We start from the raw sequence: 21,726 nt of genomic DNA, 5'->3' as shown, positions 1-21,726 counted from the left end.
GTTGTGATATTCCGATCTGAAGGCGCGAAGCGCGAGTCTCGAGGCCTGAACGGCGGGACACCAGGGGGCCTCAACCCCCGCGCGCGCCAGCGCGCCAAAAACACAGCACCGTCGCGGCCGACGCCGCCATACCCCACTGAGCTGGAGTGATACACCCCATATCCCTCCTGTGACCCGCCCACCCCGGACAGTCCTGTTGACGTACCCCGCTGTAGCTGTAACTATGGGAAACAGTTAAGCCCGATTTTCGACGAGAGGCAGTGACGATGACGTCTTCAGCCACCACGGTCTCCGACGACCAACTGGTCGCGCAGGCTCAGGAATACGCGGAGAAGCTGTTGCTGCTGTCGGAGGGCTCCGTCAATCGGAATTTCGATCCGTTCACCGATATCGACTGGGATAACCCCGACTTCGCCGCCGATACCCGGCCCGAGCGGTGGATCCTGCCGAAATCCGGGGATACCGTCGGCCGCCACCCCTGGTATCAGGCGCTGACGCACGAACAGAAGATCGCCCTCGGCAAGTACCGGCAGGCCAATGTCGCCAAGGTGGGCCTGCAGTTCGAGGCCATCCTGATCAGCGGCATGATGCAGCACATCTTCGGCCTACCCAACGGTGACCCCGAGTTCCGGTACTGCTCCCACGAGATGATCGAGGAGCACAACCACACCCTGATGTTCCAGGAGATGGTCAACCGGATCGGCGTCGACGTTCCCGGGATGGGTCCGCTGGTACGCCAGTTCCGGCATATCGCGGTACCGGTCGCCGTGGCTTTCCCGAACCTGTTCTTCATGGCCGTGCTCGGCGGCGAGGAGCCGATCGACCACATCCAGAAGGATGTGCTGCGTTCGGGCGAGGAAGTCCATCCCATCATGCGCGGCGTGATGGCCATCCACGTGGCCGAAGAGGCCCGGCACATCTCCTTCGCCCACGAATTCCTGAAGAAGCATGTCCCGGAGTCCTCGGCCCGCAACAAGTTCGTGCTGTCGGTGGCCATGCCGATCGTCATGTGGATCCTCGGTCGTGCCATCGTGACCCCGCCCAAGGCGTTCTTCGACGAATTCGATATCCCCAAGAGTGTGCGCAAGGAACTGTTCCACGGTTCCGACGACGCCAAGCAGACCTTCAGCGACTATTTCGCCGATGTCCGCGCGCTGGCCACGGAGATCGGCCTGATGAACCCGGTCGCCAAGCGGGTCTGGAAGGCGCTGGGTATCGACGGGCACACCACCCGGTACCGGTCCGAGCCGCTGCGTGCCGTCACCGGCAAAGCCGCCTGAGCGGCGGGTAGCACCTCCATGCCCTACGTCGTCACCCAGTCGTGCTGTAGCGACGCCTCGTGCGTGTACGCCTGCCCGGTCAATTGCATCCATCCGACTCCGGACGAACCCGACTTCCGGACCGCCGAGATGCTGTATGTCGACCCGGCCGCCTGCGTGGACTGTGGCGCCTGCGCCTCGGCCTGCCCGGTGGACGCCATCACCTCCTCGAAGAAACTGACCGCCGAGCAGCAGCCGTTCATCGAGATCAACGCCGATTTCTATCGCCAGTCGCGACCGCGTCCGCTACTGGCGCCGCCGGTACCCGCCGCCGCGATCGATACCGCCGGTCGTGGACCGCTGCGGGTGGCGGTGGTCGGTTCCGGGCCGTCGGCCATGTACGCCGCGGACGAACTGCTCACCCAGCCCGACGTCCGGGTCACCGTTTTCGACCGGCTGCCGGTCCCGTACGGACTGGCCCGCTACGGTGTGGCGCCGGACCACGCGAAAACCCGTCAGGTGGCCGACCTCTTCGACACGATGTCCGCGCAGCCGGGTTTCGGCTCGTACTTCGACGTCGAGGTGGGTAAGCACATCTCGCACGAGGAACTGCTCGCCTACCATCACGCCGTCGTCTACGCGGTCGGCGCGTCGACGGACCGCAAACTCGGTATCCCGGGCGAAGGTCTGGCCGGAAATGTCTCGGCCACTGATTTCGTGGCCTGGTACAACGGTCACCCCGACCATCAGCATCATGATTTCGATCTGTCCCGGCGCCGGGTCGTGATCGTCGGCAACGGCAATGTCGCGCTCGATGTGGCGCGCATCCTGACCAGCGATCCCCAACAGCTGGCCGGTACCGATATCTCACCGGTCGCGCTCGAGGCGCTGCGGCACAGCAGTGTGGAAGAGGTCGTGGTGCTCGGGCGGCGCGGACCGGCCGAGTCGGCGTTCACCGTCCCGGAGTTCGTCGGACTGCTGGGTGCCGATGTGGATATCGTCGTGGACGGTGAACTGCCCGCGCCCGCGGAGGGCCTGCCCTATCAGGTCGAACGCAAATTGGATCTGCTGCGCGGGATCGCCGAGCGGCCGACGGGCCGGCAGCGGCGCATAGTATTCCGCTATCAGAGTGCGCCGAGTCGAATCCTCGGCCCCGACGCCGTCACCGGTATCGAGGTGGAGCGCACCGAACTGGTGACCGGTGCGGACGGTCGGGCGCGCGCGGTCGGCACCGGCGATCTGGACCTGCTGGAGACCGGACTCGTGCTCACCTCGGTGGGGTACCGGGGTGTGCCGATGCCGGGTCTGCCGTTCGACGAACAGCGCGGCGTCATCCCGAACCAGGGTGGGCGGGTGCTGGAGAATCCGGCCGGGGCAGTGTTCCCGGGCACCTATGTCACCGGCTGGATCAAGCGCGGACCCACGGGTTTCATCGGCACCAACAAGTCCTGCGCTCAGGAGACGGTGCAGCAGTTGGCCGACGATTTCAATGCCGGCCGCCTTCCCGAACCCGCCGGAAGCGCCGAGGCGTTCGACCGGCTGCTGCGCTCTCGGCGACCGGAAGCGCGCGCGGCGGGAGCGGTACTGCGGCCCGCGAGATCACGCCGGGGATTCTTCAGCCGCGCCTGAGCGCATCCCCGGCCCTACGGTTCGGTTCCGCGTCCCGGAATTCCGCGACCGGCCGGGTCACCGGAAGTCGTCCGCGTGGTCCACCGCCCACTGCGCGAATGTGCGTGCCGGATTCCCGGTGACCTCCTCGACGACGGTCGATGTCGCCGGTGTACCGGCTGTTCCGGCCTGCCATCCGGCCAGCACCGCTTCGACGCCGATCGCGGGCACGGTTTCGCGCAGTTCCGCGCGTGCCTGTTCGACGGAGATCATCTCGACGGCGATCTCCCGGCCCACGGCGGCCCCGATATGCTGTACCTGTTGCCGCAGGGTGAGGGCCTCGGGGCCCCATACCGAGTAGGCACGATGCGCATGGACCGGTTCGGTCAGCGCGGCCACGGCCAGTGCCGCCAGATCTCGTTCGTGGACGGGCGCCGTGCGCGCTTCGGGATACGGCATGCGGACGCGGCCTTCGTCGCGAATCGACCGCCGCCACCACCACAGTGCGTTCGTGGCGAACATACCGGGCCGGATGAACGTCCAGTCCAGACCGGACTTCTCGATGGCGGTTTCGACAACGCGGTGCATCCGGCCGACCGAATTCTGTTGGGCTTCGTCCGGCAGGACGGCCCCGGACGACAGCAGGACCACGTGCCGGACTCCGGCGGTCTCGGCCGCGGCCACGAATTCGTCGATCCCGTCGGGTACGGCGTAGAGGAATACGCGTTCGGCGTCCTCGAGTGCGGCGGACAATGTTTCGGGACGTGCCAGATCGGCCGCGATGACCTGTGCGCCGGTCGGGAAATCCGCCGGATCGGGATCCCGGCCGGTCACGCGGACCCGGCCGCCCTGCGCGATCAGTCCGGCCGCGACGTGGCGGCCTACCTTGCCTCTGGCTCCGAAAACAACTGTGACCATGGGGGAAGCGTAGAGCGTGGAGCTTACTGAGAGTAAGAGCATACCTTTGGGTAAGCTTCTGATATGGGAGTAGGTTCGCAGGACCGTAAGGCCGAGTGGCCCTTGACGAGTGACGCATTCAACAGCGACTGCCCCGCACGAGAGGTGCTCGACCACATCACCAGCCGCTGGGGAGTGCTGATCCTGACAGCGCTCGTACCCGGTGCGCTCCGGTTCTCCGAACTGCATGCGGCGATCGGCGGGATCAGCGAGAAGATGCTGTCGCAGACGCTGCGCACGCTGGTGCGTGACGGGCTCGTCTCGCGCTCGGTGGAGCCGACCACACCGGTCCGGGTCGGTTACGAGCTCACCGATCTCGGCCGGAGTCTCACCGAATCGTTGCAGCGGTTCCTGGACTGGATCCGGCTGCACACGAGCGATGTCGTTTCCGCCCAGCGACGCTACGACCGCGCGAGCTGACCGCTTCCGATCAGCGCGGTGCCGGCCGGTCCGGCCGACTCGGCCGGACCGGAGCGAAACGTTTGGCGTACGCCGTGATCGGCGCGGTCTCGACCAGCTCGATACCGGGCAGCGCCCCGATCCGCTCGGTGAGGTAGCTGTACAGGGCGCCGGCATCCCGGCAGATCGTCACGACGAGCAGATTGTGCCTGCCGGTGGTCGCGCCCAGATAGGCCGTTTCGGTATCCGTGGCCAGGCTCGCGGCCACCGTGGCCAGTAGTCCCGGGGCGACCGACAGCCACAGCACGCACTGGATGGCGAAGCCGAACAGCGCGGGCTCCACTTCGACGTCGAATCGCAGCATGCCGGCATCCCGCAATTCGGCCAGACGCCGACGTACCGCGGATTCCGACCAGTCCACGTGCCGGGCCAGATCCGCGTAGGCAGCCCGGCCGTCGGCCGCCAGCGTGCGGAAGAGCCGCCGGTCCAGGTCGGTGAGCCGAATAGAATCGGGTGCCGCCGGATCGCCCGGATCTAATCCGGCGAGTTGTTCCTCGGTGAGTGCGGAGGTGCGCCCGCGCCAGCGGTGGTCCATCAGATGGCGCAGCACTCGCTGCGCGGTCACCTCGACGACATCGGGGTGACCGTCGAGCAGCGCCGTCGGTACCGTGCCCGCACCGGAAACCCGGAACAGGCAGGCGATCTCGGTGCCGCCGGACAATTCGGTGACCCAGGCGGTGTCGGGACGGGCCGCCAACGTGCGCGCGACGGCCGCGGCGGCCCGGGGCCGGACCCGGAGGCGCACCAGCCACGAGGTGTCGGCTCCGAGGTGACTGTGCGGGACGGCGCTGACGCGCACCGCGCCGGCCGCCCGGAGCCGGGTGAATCGGCGGGCTACGGTCCGGTCCGAGACATCCAGGACGGCGGCGATCCGGCTGAACGGTATGCGGCCGTCGATCTGCAAGGCGTGCAGCAAACACCGGTCGAGAGTGTCGAGCGTGACCGAATCCACCGGCTCAGGATAGGACGGTACTCGGTGCTGGTGGGGCCGCCGTTTCCGAGTACGCCGCGATCGTGGATCGCTACGCGCTGCTGTCGGGCGGCGAACCGAGCGCGAAAACTCCTGGCGCGTGGTCGAATCGGCCGGGCGGTGCTCGGTTCGAGACGGTACGCGGTGGCGAGACCCGGCGGGTGCGGTTCGGGGAGCCGGGATCGCTGGCTCGTACCCGGCGTGGACGACCGTCACCGCCGCCCGACAACGGCGACTGCGCGCTCGGACCTGCACGACAGGGGCGTCCGCGCGGAATCCGGTCGAATCCGGATCCCCGCCGGCGACGGTGCCGTGGCGGCCGGTCGGTACGAGGCTCCATCGGTACTTACCCGGCTACTGCGCAGCTTTCGGCCGGCGGCGCATTGCGCCGGACCGGTGGACACTGTTTGCGGTGAACGCGGGAGATTCGTTGGCTATTGATCGGTTACCGACTGGTAGTCGCGGTTCTATCGGGAAAATCATGTCATCGGGGCTTACCTGTGGGCGGGGGTGGGGACGCTCCGCCGTACTCTCATTGTTGCGACATAAGAGCTGTTCAGAGGCGATTTATGATGATTCTACGTAACGAGCCGACGGTTTGTTTCCATGGGTTCGACCGGGGATTCGTTCTGTAACAGTAACTTTCATTGCCGATTATTCGATTTCGAGGACCTGTTGCAGCTAACCTGTGGACGCTGTTTGGAAAACGACCGCGCCCATGGCTCTTTCACAAGGACGTGGTCTCGGTGCGTTGACGGGATAGCAAATTGACTTCTGGGCTGGGTATCAGCATCGGCACGGTGAACGTGGTCTCGGCGCGAGTCGGGGCGCAGGACGCGCGACCGGTGGTACGGACACGGCGGACCGCCGTCGGATTCGACAGCGGGGGGACCGCCAGACTGGGCGGGATCACCCGATTCTCCACGACCGTCAACGAATTCGCCGATCTCGGGCGCAACCCGGAATCGGTGTATGTGGACGGGCGGATCTGGTCGCCGGCCACCATCTTCGCCTCGGTGGTGCAGGGACTGGTGGCCGCGGAACAGGCGACCGGGGTGGTCGTCACCCACCCCGCCGGCTACACCGCCAAACAACTGGATCTGCTCCGGCAGAGTCTGGACCTCGCCGGTGTCGGTCACGTCCAGCTGGTACCGGAACCGGTGGCGGCCGCGCACTGGCTCGATACCGAACACGGCCCACTCGACAGCGGGTTCGTCCTCGTCTACGACCTGGGTGGGAACAGTCTCGATGTATCGGTGGTCCGCACCGGTCCGGACTGGCCGAACCATCCGGTGGTCGGGAAACCGGTGCGTTCCTACGAATTCGGCGCCCGGCCCCTGGGCGCCCTGATCGCGCGCTGCGCGGGCGACCGGGCGATCGGGCCGGCCGAACCACAGACCGGCGCGGTATCGCTCGTATCGTTCGTCGATCCCGAGGGGCTGCGGCGCGAACATGTGCGCGATTCCCTGGAAGTGGTACGGGCAGCGGTACGTTCGGCCGGGGTCGGGCTCTCCGATATCGGACGGGTGCTGGTGGTCGGCGGTGCGGCGCGGCCACCGCAGATCGCCGAAACCCTCACCGAACTCGGCCTGCCGGTGACCGTGGCCGCCGACTCCGGACAGTGCGTCGCGCTCGGCGCTGCCGCGATGGCCGCGGAGAGCGTGACGCCAGTGGGATCCTCCGGGATCAAGCACCCGCCGATCTTCTCCGGCGCTGCCCTCTTCTCCGCGGTGGCGATGTCCGCGGCCACGATCCTGGGCACCGGTCCGGCGGATACCGAACTGCCGGAGGATCGGCCACCGCTGCAGAGTCCGGGCGCGGTTCTGTACGAAATCCACGGGGAGGCGCAGGTCGAACGGTCCGGTCGCAGCGGCTGGACGGTGTCCTACGCGCCGCTGGGTACCCCGTCGCTCATCACTCCGGCAGCGGCGACGCGACCGTACGGCCCGCCGATGCCCGCACCATCGCCGGCTCCGTCCCGGTCGGATGACGATCACCCGGCCGCGAACAGGCCCGGGACACACCACGCCCCGTTCGACGAACACCCCGCTCCCGGGCCGCGGCACGAGCGCCCGGCACGATTCGATCCCCCGATACCGTTCGGACATCCCGGCGGGGGCCGCCCCGACACCGGTGGCGCGAATCCCGGCGAACCCACCGGTCCGGGGGCCGAGGCGCCGGGCGGCGGCCCCGGGCCAGGCCTTCCGCCGGTGGTGGAAGGGCCGGGCGGGCAGCCGGGCGGAGACGAGGATCCGGGAAGCAGCCCCGGTGGATGGTCGCCGGGATCCGGTCTGCCGGATATCGGAGTACCCGGTGCGGGTGACGGCTCCGGTGGTGGGTGGTCTGCGCCGGGTGCCGGCGGGGCGGACGAGGGCGACGGGTCCGGTTGGTCTCCGCCGGGCGTGGGCGAGCCGGACGCGGGTGACGAGTCCGGTGGCGGCTGGTCCCCGCCGGGGATCGGCGGTACGGACGAGAGCGATGGTTCCGGTGGCGGATGGTCTGCACCGGGTGCCGGCACCCCCGGAGCGGGATACGGCGGGCCGGGTGGCTTCGGCGCCGGTGATTCGGGCGGCTTCGGGAGCGGTGACAGTGGTGCCGACTCCGGAGACGACAGCGGTTCGGGCGGGAAGCCCTCCGGCGGCAGGTCCGATTCCTCGGCTCCGGGCGGCTCGGGTGGTCCGGGCGGGTTCGGTGGGTTCGGCGGCCGGCCTTCGGGTGCCGGTGGTTTCCGCGGCGATTCGGACTCGGGTGGCTCCGCCGCGAGCGGTTCCGACTCCTCCGGTGGTGCGCATTCCCGGAGTTCGGATTCCGGTGGCTCCCGGTCCGGTGACGGTGGCTCGTCGCGGGGCGGGTCCTCGCGGGGTGGCTCGTCGCGCGGCGGGTCGGACCGCTGAAGCGCCGGGATACGCGGTGACGAGACGAGCTTTTCCGCATAATGCGGTGCGATCCGATGGCAGCACACGGCACAATCGGTGAGGTGGACACGGACGGGGACCCGCCGCGGCTGATCGCACTCGATGTGGACGGAACACTGCTGAAGACCGGCGCGCCGGTGAGCGACCGGGTCGCCGCCACCGTGCGCGCGGCGGCCGGGGCCGGTGCGCATGTCGTGGTGAGTACCGGACGGACCGTGGTCTCCACCCGTCCGGTGCTCGACGAACTCGGCCTCGTACAGGGCCATGCGATCTGCTCCAACGGCGCGGTGCACATCGATATCGAGCAGGCGGTCCCGGTGGCGGTGCACCATTTCGACCCCGCGCCCGCCGTGACCGCGCTGCGGCGATTGTTCCCGGACATGATCTTCACGGCCGAGCGGGTCGGCCGGGGATTCTGGGCGACCGGTATGAGTCCCGGGGAGTACTACGCCGGGGGCGAATACCTGGTGGTCGACGATCTCACGCTGGGCAGTGAACCGACACCGCGTCTCAACTGCTGGTGGCCCGAGGGCGCGCCGGAGGAGATGCACAGATTGCTGGAGGGTCTGGCGCTGCCGGAGATCAGTTGGGTCTACGGTGAATTCGGGCCCTGGCTGACCATTTCCCGGCACGGTATCTCCAAGGGATGGGCGCTGGAGCATCTGCGTCGCCTGCTCGATATCCCGCGCGAGGCCACCCTGGCCATCGGCGACGGTTTCAACGACCGCGAGATGTTCGCCTGGGCAGGGCATTCGGTGGCGATGGCAAACGCACCGGTCGAACTACACGCTCTCGTCGACGAGGTCACCGACGATGTCGCCGCCGACGGTGTGGCGTCGGTACTGGAACGCTGGTTCTGAGTTCCGGGGGCCCGAACCGGCGACGGTGAACGTGCCCCGGGCGGTGGTGCGGCTCAGGCCGACAACGGCAGTGTCCGCGCGAGCGCGGCGTCGTAGCGGTCCCAGACGATCGCGGCCAGGGCCGGGTCCGGGCCGAGTACCGCGGCATGCGGTAGCAGCGGGTCCTGGTCGCGTAGCCGGTCGGTGAGCAGACCCGGCGCCAGGAACCAGGGCGCGACCAGTACGCGGTCGGCACCACGGGCCCGCAGGCGTGCCGTCGCCAGGCCGAGCGTGGGTTCCGCGGTGGCGAAGCATATTTCGGTGGGGATACCGGTGCGGGCCGCGAACCGGCGCGCCAGCCGGGCGGTCTGCCGGTTGGCGGCGGCCGCGGACGACCCGACCGCGGCCAGCGCGATACCGAGCCGCTCGGGTGCGGTGTGCCAGCCGCGTTCGGTGCTAGCCGTCCGCACCCGCTCGTGCAGTACCTCGATCAGTCGCGGGTCGGCCCCGAAGACCTCGGCCTGGGTGAGCCGCAGCCGCGGGTGGCGGTCGCCGGCACCGGCCAGCAGCGCGGGCAGATCCACCCGGGCATGGAACGCGCTACCCAGCAGCAGCGGGACCACCACCGCACGGGTTTCACCGCCCGCGGCGAGCGAATCGAGGACCTGTCCGACCGCCGGTGCGTTCAGATCGAGGAAGGCCAGGCGGGCCGGGGTGTCCGGACGTGCCGCCCGGACCCGGTCCAGCAGTGCGGCGGCGGTGGCGGCCGACCGGGGGTCCCGGCTGCCGTGTGCCACCGCCACCAGTGTGGGACTACCGGGCATCAGGCCTCGGTTCCGACCTCGACCGCCGTGAGCACATCGCCGACCAGGCCCGCCGCCAGCGTGTTCCCACCCGCCGGGTCGATGAGCAGGAAACTGCCGGTGTGCCGGTTGGCCCGGTAGTCGTCGGCCGCGATCGGTTCGGCGACCCGTACCGAGATACGGCCGATATCGTTGAGCGACAGCGTTTCCGGATTCGGATCGGCCGCCAGGCGTTGTTCGTCGAATCGCTCGGTGAGTGCGCCGACGATCGCCTGCGTGGTGCGGGTCCCGTGCTTGAGCAGTAACCGGGCGCCGGGGCGCAGCGGTTTGTCGCCGAGCCAGCAGACGGTGGCGTCGAAGGTGTCGAGCGGTTCCGGTGCGTCGGCGGGGGAGGCGATGGTGTCACCGCGCGAGATGTCGACCTCGTCGGCCAGTACCAGCGTCACACTGCGGCCGGCCTGGGCGACGGCCAGTTCGCCGTCGGGCGTATCGATCCGTTCGACCGTGGTGCGGATACCGGACGGCAACACCACCACCTCGTCACCGGGTGCCACCGACCCCGCCGCGATCCGGCCCGCGTAGCCGCGGTAGTCCGGATACTCCGGTGTCCGCGGCCGGATCACGTACTGCACCGGAAACCGCAGGCCCACCGCGTGCTCGCCGGAGTTGTCCGCGTCCACCGGCACCGATTCGAGATGTTCGATGAGCGACGGGCCGCTGTAGTACGGGGTCCGGTCGGAGCGGGTGGCGATATTGTCGCCGTTCAGCGCCGAGACCGGGATCTCCAGCACATCCTCGTCCGGCCAGCCGAGCGTCCGGGTGAGATGCGAGAACTCCGCCGAGATCTCCGCGAAGACCTTGGCGGCCGCGGCCTGCTGCGCCTGTTCGCTCGGCTCGTCGCCACCGATCAGGTCGATCTTGTTCACCGCCAGCACCAGCTTCGGTACCCCCAGCAGCGCCAGCACCGCGGCATGGCGGCGGGTCTGCTCGATCACGCCCTTGCGCGCGTCCACCAGCAGGATCACCAGTTGGGCGGTGGAGGCACCGGAGACGGTGTTGCGGGTGTACTGCACATGCCCCGGGGTATCGGCCAGGACGAACGAACGCTGCGGGGTCGCGAAGTACCGGTAGGCGACATCGATGGTGATGCCCTGCTCGCGTTCGGCCCGCAGACCGTCCACCAGCAGCGACAGATCGGGGGTGGACAGCCCCTTGTCCACCGAAGCCCGGGTCACGGCGTCGATCTGGTCGGCGAGTACGGATTTGGTGTCGTAGAGCAGACGTCCGACCAGGGTGGACTTACCGTCGTCGACAGAACCGGCGGTGGCCAGCCTCAGTAGGTCGGACATATCAGAAGTAACCCTCTCGTTTGCGGTCTTCCATGGCGGCTTCGGAGACCCGGTCGTCGCCACGGGTCGCGCCGCGTTCGGTCAGCCGGGAGGCGGCGACCTCGGCCAGGATGGCCGCGTTGTCGGCGGCGTCGGACAGGATGGCGCCGGTGGTGGAACCGTCGCCGACGGTGCGGTACCGCACCGAACGGGTTTCCAGGACCTCGCCGTCGTTCGGGCCACCCCAGCTACCGGGCGTCATCCACATGCCGTCGCGCTGGTACACCGGACGCTGGTGCGCGTAGTAGATGGTGGCAAGTTCCACGTTCTCGCGCGCGATGTAGCGCCAGATATCGAGTTCGGTCCAGTTGGACAGCGGGAACACCCGGACGTGTTCGCCCGGCGCGTGCCGGCCGTTGTACAGGTTCCACAGTTCGGGCCGCTGCCGCTTGGGATCCCACTGGCCGAAGGCGTTGCGCAGCGAGAAGATCCGCTCCTTGGCCCGGGAGCGTTCCTCGTCGCGGCGGCCGCCACCGAACACCGCGTCGAAGCGGTGCTCGGTGATGGCGTCCAGCAGCGGGACGGTCTGCAGCGGGTTGCGGATACCGTCCGGGCGTTCGGTGAGGCGGCCGTCGGCGAGGTAGTCCTCGACGCCGGCCACATGCAGCCGCAGGCCGTACTTCTCGACCACGTGATCGCGGAACTCCAGGACCTCGGGCAGGTTGTGCCCGGTGTCCACGTGCAGCAGCGCGAACGGCAGCGGTGCCGGCCAGAAGGCCTTCAACGCCAGATGCAGCAGGACCGTGGAGTCCTTACCGCCGGAGAACAGGATCACCGGGCGTTCGAATTCGCCCGCGACCTCGCGGAAGATATGGATGGCTTCCGATTCCAGCGCGGCCAGGGTGTCGAAATCCGAGAGTCCGACGGAGCGTTCGGTGGTGAATACGTCGGTCATGAGGCGTGCAACCCACATTCGGTCTTGGCGAGGCCGGCCCAGCGGCCGCTTCGCGGATCGGATCCCGGCTCCGGTTTCCGTGTGCACGGAGCGCAGCCGATGGACGGATATCCCTCCTCCACCAGGGGATTGACGAGAATCGAATGCTTTTCGATGTAGTCCTGCATCTCGTCGTCGGACCAGGGTGCGATCGGGTTGATCTTCACCAGCCCGAAGCCCTCGTCGAACGAGATGAGCGGCGCGTTCGCGCGGGTGGGAGCCTCGACCCGCCGGATTCCGGTGACCCACGCGTTGTAGGGCGCGAGCGAATTCGTCAGCGGCACCACTTTGCGCAGGCGGCAGCATTCGTTCGCGTCCCGGGCGAACAGATCCTTGCCCAGCAGCGCATCCTGCTGGTCCACCGTTTGCTCCGGGCGGGCGTTGACGACGTTCACCCCGTACACCGCTTCCACCGCATCGCGGGTACCGATGGTCTCGGCGAAGTGGTAGCCGGTATCGAGGAACAGCACGTCCACGCCGGGCCGGACCTGGGCGGCCAGCTGGACCAGCACCCCGTCCTGCATATTCGACGCGACGATATAGCCGGTGCCGAAGTTCTCGTCGGTCCAGCGCAGCAGCTCCTCGGCCGAGGCGTCCGGGCCGAGTTCGGCGGCGCCGCGCTCGGCGAGTGCCTTCAGTTCCTCGGTGCTCAGTTTGGTCGGCAGCTGTTTCTGCTCGGTTGTCACAGTGGGTTCTCCCGTCACCACGCTCGCGGGTTTCATCGCAGATCGGCTTCCTCGGCGCGGACGGCCCACTGCGCGAACCGTTCGCCCCCTTCGCGGTGTTTGACGAAATTGCGGACCACGCGCTCGATGTAGTCACCGAGTTCGGCGCTTGTCACTTTGTGCTGACGCAGTTTGCGTCCGAAGGCGCTGTCGAGGCCGAGGCTGCCACCCAGATGAACCTGGAAGCCCTCGACCTGATTCCCGTCGCCGTCGTCGACGAGCTGGCCCTTGAAGCCGATATCGGCGATCTGCGACCGGCCACAGGAGTTGGGGCAGCCGTTGATATTGACGGTGATCGGCACGTCGAGTTCGGCGTTGATATCGGCCAACCGCTGTTCCAGCTCCGGTGCCAGCACCTGGGAGCGTTTGCGGGTCTCGACGAAGGACAGTTTGCAGAATTCGATCCCGCTGCACGCCAGCAGGTTGCGCCGCCAGACCGACGGCCGCGCGTGCAGGCCCAGGGGTTCCAGTTCGGCGATGAGCTGCTCGACCTTGTCGTCGGCGATATCGAGCACGATCAGTTTCTGATAGGGCGTGAACCGGATCCGATCCGATCCGGCCCGCTCGACCGCGTCGGAAACCTTCGTCAGGATGCTGCCCGAGACGCGGCCGGCGATGGGGGAGAAGCCGACGGCGTTCAGACCGTTGCGCAGCTTCTGTACACCGACATGGTCGATCGGGCGGCTCGGCTGCTCGGGTGCCGGGCCGTCGATCAGCTTGCGCTTCAGATACTTTTCCTCGAGAACCTCGCGGAACTTCTCGATACCCCAGTCCTTGATCAGGAACTTCAGCCGCGCCTTGGTGCGCAGGCGGCGGTAGCCGTAGTCACGGAAGAGGCTCACCACCGCTTCCCAGACCTCGGGCACCTCGTCCAGCGGTACCCAGGCGCCGACCCGCTGGGCCAGCATCGGGTTGGTGGACAGTCCGCCGCCGACCCAGAGGTCCAGGCCGGGACCGTGCTCGGGATGCTCGACACCGATGAACGCGACATCGTTGATCTCGTGCACCACATCCTGCTGGCCCGAGATCGCGGTCTTGAACTTGCGCGGCAGGTTGGAGTACTCCTTCTTACCGATATAGCGGCGCACGATCTCGTCGATCGCGGGCGTGGGGTCGAGGACCTCGTCGAGCGATTCCCCGGCCAGTGGGGAACCGAGCACCACGCGCGGGCAGTCGCCGCAGGCCTCGGTGGTCTGCAGGCCGACCGATTCGATCCGCCGCCAGATCTCGGGAACGTTCTCGATCTCGATCCAGTGGTACTGGACGTTCTCGCGGTCGGAGAGGTCGGCGGTATCGCGGGCGAATTCGGTGGAGATACCGCCCAGCGTGCGCAGCTGCGCGACATTCAGGGCGCCGCCGTCGCAGCGGATCCGCATCATGAAGTACTTCGCTTCGAGCAGATCGATGTTCTCGTCACCGGTCCAGGTGCCGTCGTATCCCTGTTCGCGCTGGGTGTACAGACCCCACCAGCGGAAACGGCCGCGCAGATCGCCCTTGTCGATACTGTCGAAACCGTTCTTGGAATAGATGTTCTCGATCCGCGACCGGACGTTGAGCGGATTGTCGTCCTTCTTGGACTGTTCGTTCGGGTTCAGCGGTTCGCGGTAGCCGAGCGCCCATTGGCCCTCGGCGCGGCGGCGTACCGGTTTGCCGGTGCGGGCGCGCGTGGGCCGGGCGGCGGGGGCCTCGGCCTTCGCGGGGGTGGTGGCGTCGGTGCTCGACGTCATGAAGTCGCTCCTGCTGGGTTGGGCTTACGTCCGTGCTGAGGGCGCGAGGGGCTGACTCGCACCCGCGGTGTCAGCGGGCCGAAATCCGAATCGGAATCACCGGGAATCCGGGAAGGGGCGCAGCTGAGCTACCGGGCGGAACCGGGCAGACAACAGGCGCTGCAGACGCGCTTGTAATCGACGTGGCGCCGTGCCACAAGTCGTACTCCTGATGCGCGCATGCGACCCATTGTGCCATGCCGATCCGTGCGTTCCGACCGCCCTACCAGTATTTCCCGCGAACAAGCGGGAAATTCCCTGGTTTGCCGGGTCTATTTGTGACGCCTGTCATATTTTCATCGGCGGGGGTATCCGCGGGCCGGCCGAGTCACGGCCTCCGGTGTTGACCTGAAGTCCGGTCGAGGTTGCACGCTCTGTTATGACCGAAGAGGACGGCCGCTGGGTGCTCACCGCGAACCAGAACACCCCGATCGTCGAAGGCTGATCCACCCACGGTCACACTGGAGGAGTGAGTCCCGCCGCCACCACCGCATCGCACACCGACGCCGCCGCTCCGGTGCTGCGCGATTTCGGTGGCGGCCCCTTCGGCATCTACATCCACGTACCGTTCTGCGCGACCCGCTGCGGATACTGCGATTTCAACACCTACACCGCCGGTGAACTCGGCACCTCGGCCTCGACGCAATCATGGGCCGCGGCGCTGCGCGGGGAACTGGCGACCGCCGCCCGGGAGTTCGCCGCGCTGCCCACCGCGACACCGCCGGTGGCGACGGTCTTCGTCGGCGGCGGAACCCCCTCCCTGCTCGGCGGCGCAGGTCTCGCGGAGGTGCTCGACGCGATCCGCGCCGAATTCGAGCTGGCCCCGGACGCCGAGATCACCACCGAATCGAACCCCGAATCGACCTCACCGGAATTCTTCGACACGATCCGCGCGGCCGGATTCACCCGTATCTCGCTCGGTATGCAATCGGCGGCCCCGCACGTGCTGGCCGTGCTGGACCGCACCCATACGCCCGGCCGGGCCGTTGCGGCCGCCCGGGAGGCGCGCGCGGCCGGATTCGACCATGTGAATCTCGACCTCATCTACGGAACTCCGGGCGAACGCGAGAGCGATCTGGACGCGAGCCTGGGCGCGGTACTCGACGCGGGTGTCGACCACGTCTCGGCGTATTCGCTCATCGTCGAGGACGGCACCGCACTGGCCCGCCGGGTGCGGCGTGGTGAACTACCCGCCCCCGACGACGATGTGCTCGCCGCCCGCTACGAACGGATCGACTCGCGGCTCGAGGCCGCGGGCCTGACCTGGTACGAGGTGTCGAACTGGGCGGCCGGTGACGCCGCCCGCTGCCGGCACAACCTCGGCTACTGGGACGGCGGTGACTGGCTCGGCGCCGGACCGGGCGCGCACAGCCATCTCGGGGGAGTGCGCTGGTGGAATGTGAAACATCCCGCCCGCTACGCCGACCGCGTCGGCCACGGCGGGCTACCGGCCGCCGATTGGGAAGACCTCACCGCCGCCGACCGCTATCTCGAGCGCGTCATGCTCGCGCTGCGTCTGCGCACGGGTCTCCCGCTGACCGACCTCGATCCGGAAGGAACGGCCGCGGCGCGCCGGATCGCCGCCGCCGGACTGGTGACGCTCACCGGCGATCGGTTGATCCTCACCGATCGCGGGCGCTTGCTGGCCGACGGTGTGGTCCGGGATCTGGTCGGCTGATCGTCGGATCGTGCGGACCCCGGTCCGGCAGGGCATCAGTTGTTGCTGTCCGCAGCGGAATTCGTCGCCTGCGCGCCGCACGGAATCGCGTGGACAGATCCACCGGGAGCGTTTCCGCCCCGCTGTGTATCTTGATCGTGCGGATCCGACGCTGACATGCGCGCTACGACGGGCACCGGGTGAATTCGCCGGGCGCAATTACACTGGGTAACGGACCCGGTGGTACGTGCGCCGGATTCACAGGACGCGGTGCGCCGGACGACCACATCGACGCGCGGTAAAGCTAGGAGGTGGGGTCGATGTCGAGCACCGAGGATCGGCGGTTCGAGGTCCTGCGAGCGATTGTCGCCGACTATGTCTCCACCAAGGAACCCATCGGTTCGAAAACCCTGGTGGAACGGCACAACCTGGGTGTTTCCAGCGCGACGGTACGAAACGATATGGCGGTGCTGGAAGCCGAGGGCTACATCGCCCAGCCGCACACCAGCTCCGGCCGTATTCCCACCGACAAGGGCTATCGCCAGTTCGTGGACCGGATCGCCGAGGTGAAACCGCTGTCCGTGGCCGAACGCAAAGCGATCATGCAGTTCCTCGAATCGGGAGTCGACCTCGACGACGTCCTGCGCCGCGGTGTCCGCCTGCTCGCCCAGCTGACCCGTCAGGTCGCGGTCGTCCAGTACCCGACGGTTTCCGCGTCCACCGTGCGCCATCTCGAGGTGGTCGCGCTCAACCCCGCGCGGTTGCTGCTGGTGGTGATCACCGATACCGGCCGGGTGGACCAGCGCATCGTCGAACTGGGCACCGTCGTCGACGACGACGATCTGGCCGCGCTGCGCGGCATGCTGGGCGCCGCCATGGACGGTAAACGCCTCGCCGCCGCCTCCGCGGCGGTCGCCGAACTGCCCGAACAGGCCCCGCTCAAACTGCGCGACGTCCTGATCAAAGTGTCGACGGTCATGGTCGAGACGCTGGTCGAACATCCCGAGGAACGTCTTGTCCTCGGCGGCACCGCCAATCTCACGCGCAATGCCGGAGATTTCGGTATCCACGGGTCGCTGCGCACCGTGCTGGAGGCGCTGGAAGAACAGGTCGTGGTCCTGAAACTGCTGGCCGCGGCCCAGCAGCCGGGGATGGTGACGGTGCGGATCGGCGAAGAGACCCAGGTCGAGGAAATGCGCGGGACCTCCGTCGTCACCACCGGCTACGGCGCCGCGGGCGCCGTCCTCGGCGGTATGGGTGTCCTCGGGCCCACCCGGATGGACTACCCGGGCACCATCGCCTCGGTCGCCGCGGTGGCGCGGTACATCGGCGAAGTGCTGGCGGAGCGCTGAGTCTTCATGGCGCGGGGCGCCGAGTCCTCGTGGCCGGGGACACCTGGCCGGGCAGAACCCCCGTCCGGACCTGCGTCCGCGGTGAATTCGCGTCGGCCGGCACATGTCGCAGGTCCCGGGCCCGGCACCGCCGGGAAAAGGGCCATGGACAGCTCGCTGTTAGGCTCGTGTTCTCCGCCGATATAAAGTTGAGTCGACCAGACTAACCTCACGGGCGGGCGGCTCACCCATCAGGAGCCACGCGGCCGGCCGTGCGAGCCGGAGCCGTGGACAGCGACCAAGGACTAAGAGAACTCAAGTGGCACGCGACTACTACGGATTGCTCGGTGTGGGCAGGGACGCCTCCGACCAAGAGCTCAAACGCGCCTATCGCAAGCTGGCTCGCGAACTGCATCCCGATGTGAACCCGGACGAAGCGGCGCAGACCCGGTTCAAAGAGGTCTCCGCGGCGTACGAGGTGCTCTCGGATCCGGAGAAGCGCCGCATCGTCGATATGGGCGGTGACCCGCTGGACGGCGGTGGCGGCGCGGGCGGTTTCAGCGGCGCCGGGTTCGGTGGCCTCGGCGATGTGTTCGAGGCATTCTTCGGCGGAATGAACGGTGGCGGCGGCGGTGCCGGCCGCAAACCGCGTGGCCGCGTCCAGCCGGGCGCGGATTCGCTGGTGCGGACCCGGCTGAGCCTGGCGGAGTGCGCGGTGGGGGTGACCAAACATCTGACCGTCGATACCGCGATCCTGTGTGATCTGTGCCAGGGCGCGGGCACCAACGGCAACTCCAGCCCGGTGCGCTGCGAGACCTGCGGCGGCGCCGGTGAGGTCCAGTCGGTGCAGCGGTCGTTCCTCGGTCAGGTCCTGACCTCACGTCCCTGCCCGACCTGCCGTGGAGCCGGTGAGACCATCCCGGACCCCTGTCACAAATGCGGTGGGGACGGCCGGGTGCGGGCGCGGCGGGAGATCGCGGCGCCGATTCCGGCCGGTGTGGCCAACGGTATGCGGGTGCGCCTGGCCGCTCAGGGCGAAGTGGGCCCCGGTGGCGGGCATGCCGGCGACCTCTACGTGGAGATCGTGGAACAACCCCACGACGTGTTCGTGCGCGACGGCGACGATCTGCACTGCACGGTCCGGGTCCCGATGGTGGACGCGGCACTGGGCACCACCGTGGTGATCGACACCATCATGGACGGCCCGACCGAACTCAGCATCGGCCCCGGTACCCAGCCCGGGGAGATCTCGGTGCTGCGCGGGCACGGTATGCCCCGGCTGCGCTCCAGCGCCCGCGGCGATCTGATGGCGCATCTGGATATCGTCGTGCCCTCCCGGCTGGACAGTAAGCAGACCGATCTGCTGCGCAAGTACAAGGGCCTGCGGGTGAAGGACAAGGCCGAGGTGATGTCGGCGCAGTCCGAGCACAACAGTGGTCTGTTCGCCCGGTTGCGCGCTTCCTTCAGCGGACGCTGACCCGGTGGCCGCTACGGTCTTCTACCTCGACGAGATCCCGGAGCCGGGGGTCGTGGCGGTGCTGGACGGCGCCGAGGGGCGGCACGCGGCCACCGTGCGCCGGATCCGGGTCGGCGAGGCCGTCACGCTCTCCGACGGCCGTGGTGTGGTGGCGGAGACCGAAGTCGTTGCCGCGCAGAAGAATCAGCTCGACCTGCTGGTTCGTGACCGGCAGCGGGCCGAATCGGCGTCGCCGGCGGTCACCGTGGTCCAGGCACTGCCCAAATCGGAGCGTTCGGAGCTGGCGGTCGAGCTGATGACCGAGGCCGGGGCAGATGTGATCGTGCCGTGGCAGGCGGCCCGCTGTGTCTCGAACTGGGAGGCCAAAGCGGATAAGGGTGTGACCAAATGGCGGTCGGCGGCCAGGGCCGCTGCCCGGCAGTCGCGCCGCGCCTACATTCCCGAGGTCACCGCCCTGCAACGCACACCGGAGGTGGTGGCCGCGGTCCGGGCGGCGACGGCCCAGGGCGCGGTGGTGGCGGCCCTGCACGAATCCGGTACGGCGAGCTTCACCGGGCTGGCCTGGCGGTCCGCCGCGGCGGTCACCCTGATCGTCGGCCCGGAGGGTGGCCTCGACGACGCGGAGTTGACCGCACTGGCCGCGGCCGGTGCCGAAGTGGTCCGCCTGGGACCCACCGTGTTGCGTACCTCCACCGCCGCCGCCGTGGCCCTGGGCGCGCTGGGAGTACTCACTCCCCGGTGGTGACCGGCGGGTGAACGCCCGGTACGACCGGTGCGCGATGCGGTGGCCGGGCGTAATTCCACTGGGACCTGTCGGGGCCGGGAGCTAGACTCTGGGCAGCGAGAGCATTCGCACCCAGTTCCACCAGCGACGCATCACCGCAGCTCCGAGACCGGAAAGCAGGCCATAGCGACTACGTGCGATCACAAGGCGATAGCGGCGATCAGAACTCCTCTGCGGCCGGGGTCGGGGGCCCGGAGTCCGCGGCACGCACCGTCCGTTCGAGTATCGAGCTCGCTCCCGAATCGGTTTTCCCCTTTCTGGGTTCCGCCGACGCGAACCTCCGCGAACTGGAAGATCTGCTCGCCGCGGATATCCATGTGCGTGGCAATCTGGTCACCCTCACCGGTCCGGCGGGCGATGTGGCACTGGCCGAGCGGGTCGTCGAGCAGCTGGCCGCGCTGACCGGTCGCAACCGGGTGATCACTCCCGAGGCGGTTCGCCATACGGTCTCGATGCTCACCGAGGGGAGTTCGGAGGCTCCGGCGGAGGTGCTGAGCCTGGATATTCTGTCCCGCCGGGGTAAGACGATCCGCCCGAAAACGCTCAACCAGAAGCGCTATGTCGACGCGATCGACGAGAGCACGATCGTCTTCGGGATCGGTCCGGCCGGTACCGGAAAGACCTACCTCGCCATGGCCAAGGCGGTACAGGCGCTGCAGACCAAGCAGGTCAACCGGATCATTCTCACCCGTCCCGCGGTCGAGGCGGGGGAGCGGCTGGGCTTCCTGCCCGGCACCCTCAACGAGAAGATCGACCCGTATCTGCGCCCGCTCTACGACGCGCTGCACGACATGATGGACCCCGAGGCCATTCCCAAGCTGATGGCGGCGGGGGTTATCGAGGTCGCGCCCCTGGCATATATGCGTGGCCGTACCCTGAATGATTCGTTCATCATTCTCGACGAGGCGCAGAACACCACGGCCGAGCAGATGAAGATGTTCCTGACCAGGCTCGGGTTCGGATCGAAGATCGTGGTGACCGGCGATGTCACCCAGGTGGACCTGCCGCACGGCGCGCGGTCGGGGTTGCGTGCGGCCTCGGAGATCCTCACCGATATCGAGGATATCCATTTCTCCCAGCTCACCAGCAGCGATGTGGTGCGGCACCGGTTGGTCTCCGATATCGTCGACGCCTACGAGAAGTTCGAGGCCGAGACCCGTCCGCCGGTCGGGCCGCCGCATATGGCGGGGAACCGGGCGCAGCGGCGGGCGGCGGGGCGGACGACGCGGCGCTGAGAGTGCTGTTGGGCTCTGCTCGGCGCCACCCATTAGGCTGACCAGGTGAGTATCGAGATCGCCAACGAGTCGGGCATGGAAGTGCCCGAAGAAGACCTGGTGGGTGTCGCCCGGTTCGTGATCGACCGGATGGATGTGCACCCGGCCGCCGAACTGTCCATGGTGCTGGTGGATCTCGACACCATGGCCGATCTGCATATGCGCTGGATGGACCTGCCCGGCCCCACCGATGTGATGTCCTTTCCGATGGACGAGCTCGAACCCGGCGGCCGGCCGGACAGTCCCGAACCGGGGCCGTCGATGCTGGGCGATATCGTGCTGTGCCCGGAATTCGCATTGGATCAGGCGGCCAAGGCCGGTCATTCGCTCGATCACGAACTCGCCCTGCTCACGGTGCACGGGGTGTTGCATCTGCTCGGTTACGACCATGCGGAACCGGCCGAGGAAAAAGAGATGTTCGCTTTGCAGGGCCGGTTGCTCGAACAGTGGTACGAGGAGCTGCGGGAGGAGCAGCGGCGAGCCGAACTGGCTGCCCGTGATGCCCGTCTGCTGGGCAAAACCGGTTTCGCGGCACCGGAGGGCGATCGCTCCTGGCCGGGTGACGCACACGCGTGAACGA

General features: G+C 68.1%; 19 protein-coding genes. 11 read left to right on the top strand and 8 right to left on the bottom strand.

Going from position 1 to position 21,726, the window contains the following annotated elements; genetic code table 11:
- The first annotated feature begins 266 nt into the window (after positions 1–266).
- On the top strand, positions 267–1,280 hold the full coding sequence (locus ACWEWT_RS32065) for an AurF N-oxygenase family protein (protein WP_452564586.1): 1,014 nt from the start codon (positions 267–269) through the stop codon (positions 1,278–1,280).
- Between the two features lie 18 nt (positions 1,281–1,298).
- The gene (locus ACWEWT_RS32060) at positions 1,299–2,888 is read left to right on the top strand and encodes an FAD-dependent oxidoreductase (protein WP_452564585.1); all 1,590 of its coding nucleotides are present in this window, start codon (positions 1,299–1,301) and stop codon (positions 2,886–2,888) included.
- A 57-nt stretch (positions 2,889–2,945) separates the two neighbouring features.
- Here the strand turns inward: ACWEWT_RS32060 and ACWEWT_RS32055 are convergent, their stop codons facing one another.
- The gene (locus ACWEWT_RS32055) at positions 2,946–3,785 is read right to left on the bottom strand and encodes an NAD(P)H-binding protein (RefSeq protein ID WP_452564584.1); all 840 of its coding nucleotides are present in this window, start codon (positions 3,783–3,785) and stop codon (positions 2,946–2,948) included.
- A 63-nt stretch (positions 3,786–3,848) separates the two neighbouring features.
- Here ACWEWT_RS32055 and ACWEWT_RS32050 point away from each other — a divergent pair, with 63 nt between their 5' ends.
- Positions 3,849–4,244, top strand: coding sequence for a winged helix-turn-helix transcriptional regulator (locus ACWEWT_RS32050; RefSeq protein ID WP_452564583.1), 396 nt, complete (start codon positions 3,849–3,851; stop codon positions 4,242–4,244).
- 10 nt (positions 4,245–4,254) lie between these two features.
- Here the strand turns inward: ACWEWT_RS32050 and ACWEWT_RS32045 are convergent, their stop codons facing one another.
- Entirely contained in the window at positions 4,255–5,235 is a 981-nt protein-coding gene (locus ACWEWT_RS32045) for an Lrp/AsnC family transcriptional regulator (RefSeq protein WP_452564582.1), read from the bottom strand.
- A 785-nt stretch (positions 5,236–6,020) separates the two neighbouring features.
- On the opposite strand from ACWEWT_RS32045, the gene ACWEWT_RS32040 reads away from it, so the two are divergent.
- The gene (locus ACWEWT_RS32040; protein WP_452564581.1) at positions 6,021–8,147 is read left to right on the top strand and encodes an Hsp70 family protein; all 2,127 of its coding nucleotides are present in this window, start codon (positions 6,021–6,023) and stop codon (positions 8,145–8,147) included.
- A gap of 83 nt (positions 8,148–8,230) precedes the next feature.
- Positions 8,231–9,028: an HAD family hydrolase gene (locus ACWEWT_RS32035; RefSeq protein ID WP_452564580.1), complete on the top strand. Its 798-nt coding sequence runs from the start codon at positions 8,231–8,233 to the stop codon at positions 9,026–9,028.
- Positions 9,029–9,081: 53 nt separating this feature from the next.
- On the opposite strand, the gene ACWEWT_RS32030 is transcribed toward ACWEWT_RS32035, so the two are convergent.
- The 6 genes from ACWEWT_RS32030 to ACWEWT_RS32005 form a co-directional block, all read right to left on the bottom strand.
- Positions 9,082–9,831: a sirohydrochlorin chelatase gene (locus ACWEWT_RS32030; RefSeq protein ID WP_452564579.1), complete on the bottom strand. Its 750-nt coding sequence runs from the start codon at positions 9,829–9,831 to the stop codon at positions 9,082–9,084.
- Positions 9,831–11,159, bottom strand: a complete 1,329-nt coding sequence (locus ACWEWT_RS32025; protein WP_452564578.1) for a sulfate adenylyltransferase subunit 1 — start codon at positions 11,157–11,159, stop codon at positions 9,831–9,833. The genes ACWEWT_RS32030 and ACWEWT_RS32025 overlap by 1 nt, the downstream gene beginning before the upstream one ends.
- A 1-nt stretch (position 11,160) precedes the next feature.
- Entirely contained in the window at positions 11,161–12,111 is a 951-nt protein-coding gene (cysD, locus tag ACWEWT_RS32020; protein ID WP_452564577.1) for a sulfate adenylyltransferase subunit CysD, read from the bottom strand.
- A complete protein-coding gene (locus ACWEWT_RS32015) occupies positions 12,090–12,836 on the bottom strand; it encodes a phosphoadenylyl-sulfate reductase (protein WP_452564591.1) in 747 nt (248 codons plus the stop codon). The genes cysD and ACWEWT_RS32015 overlap by 22 nt, the downstream gene beginning before the upstream one ends.
- Positions 12,837–12,850: 14 nt before the next feature.
- Positions 12,851–14,584: a nitrite/sulfite reductase gene (locus tag ACWEWT_RS32010; protein ID WP_452564576.1), complete on the bottom strand. Its 1,734-nt coding sequence runs from the start codon at positions 14,582–14,584 to the stop codon at positions 12,851–12,853.
- A 128-nt stretch (positions 14,585–14,712) separates the two neighbouring features.
- On the bottom strand, positions 14,713–14,805 hold the full coding sequence (locus ACWEWT_RS32005; protein ID WP_357054283.1) for an Ms4527A family Cys-rich leader peptide: 93 nt from the start codon (positions 14,803–14,805) through the stop codon (positions 14,713–14,715).
- 287 nt (positions 14,806–15,092) lie between these two features.
- Between ACWEWT_RS32005 and hemW the strand changes: the two genes are divergently transcribed.
- The 6 genes from hemW (at position 15,093) to ybeY (ending at position 21,722) form a co-directional block, all read left to right on the top strand.
- Entirely contained in the window at positions 15,093–16,301 is a 1,209-nt protein-coding gene (hemW, locus tag ACWEWT_RS32000) for a radical SAM family heme chaperone HemW (protein ID WP_452564575.1), read from the top strand.
- A 299-nt stretch (positions 16,302–16,600) separates the two neighbouring features.
- The gene (gene hrcA, locus ACWEWT_RS31995; RefSeq protein ID WP_452564574.1) at positions 16,601–17,632 is read left to right on the top strand and encodes a heat-inducible transcriptional repressor HrcA; all 1,032 of its coding nucleotides are present in this window, start codon (positions 16,601–16,603) and stop codon (positions 17,630–17,632) included.
- Positions 17,633–17,930: 298 nt separating this feature from the next.
- Complete coding sequence (dnaJ, locus tag ACWEWT_RS31990) at positions 17,931–19,088, top strand: molecular chaperone DnaJ (protein WP_452564573.1); 1,158 nt, start codon at positions 17,931–17,933, stop codon at positions 19,086–19,088.
- Between the two features lie 4 nt (positions 19,089–19,092).
- A complete protein-coding gene (locus tag ACWEWT_RS31985; protein WP_452564572.1) occupies positions 19,093–19,833 on the top strand; it encodes a 16S rRNA (uracil(1498)-N(3))-methyltransferase in 741 nt (246 codons plus the stop codon).
- A 263-nt stretch (positions 19,834–20,096) separates the two neighbouring features.
- A complete protein-coding gene (locus ACWEWT_RS31980) occupies positions 20,097–21,107 on the top strand; it encodes a PhoH family protein (protein WP_452564590.1) in 1,011 nt (336 codons plus the stop codon).
- A gap of 45 nt (positions 21,108–21,152) precedes the next feature.
- On the top strand, positions 21,153–21,722 hold the full coding sequence (gene ybeY, locus ACWEWT_RS31975) for an rRNA maturation RNase YbeY (protein ID WP_452564571.1): 570 nt from the start codon (positions 21,153–21,155) through the stop codon (positions 21,720–21,722).
- The last annotated feature ends 4 nt before the right edge of the window (positions 21,723–21,726 follow it).

This window comes from Nocardia sp. NPDC003963, assembly GCF_053605105.1.
The sequence above is the reverse complement of the archived record's forward strand: the minus strand, read 5'-3'. Positions and strand labels throughout refer to the sequence as shown.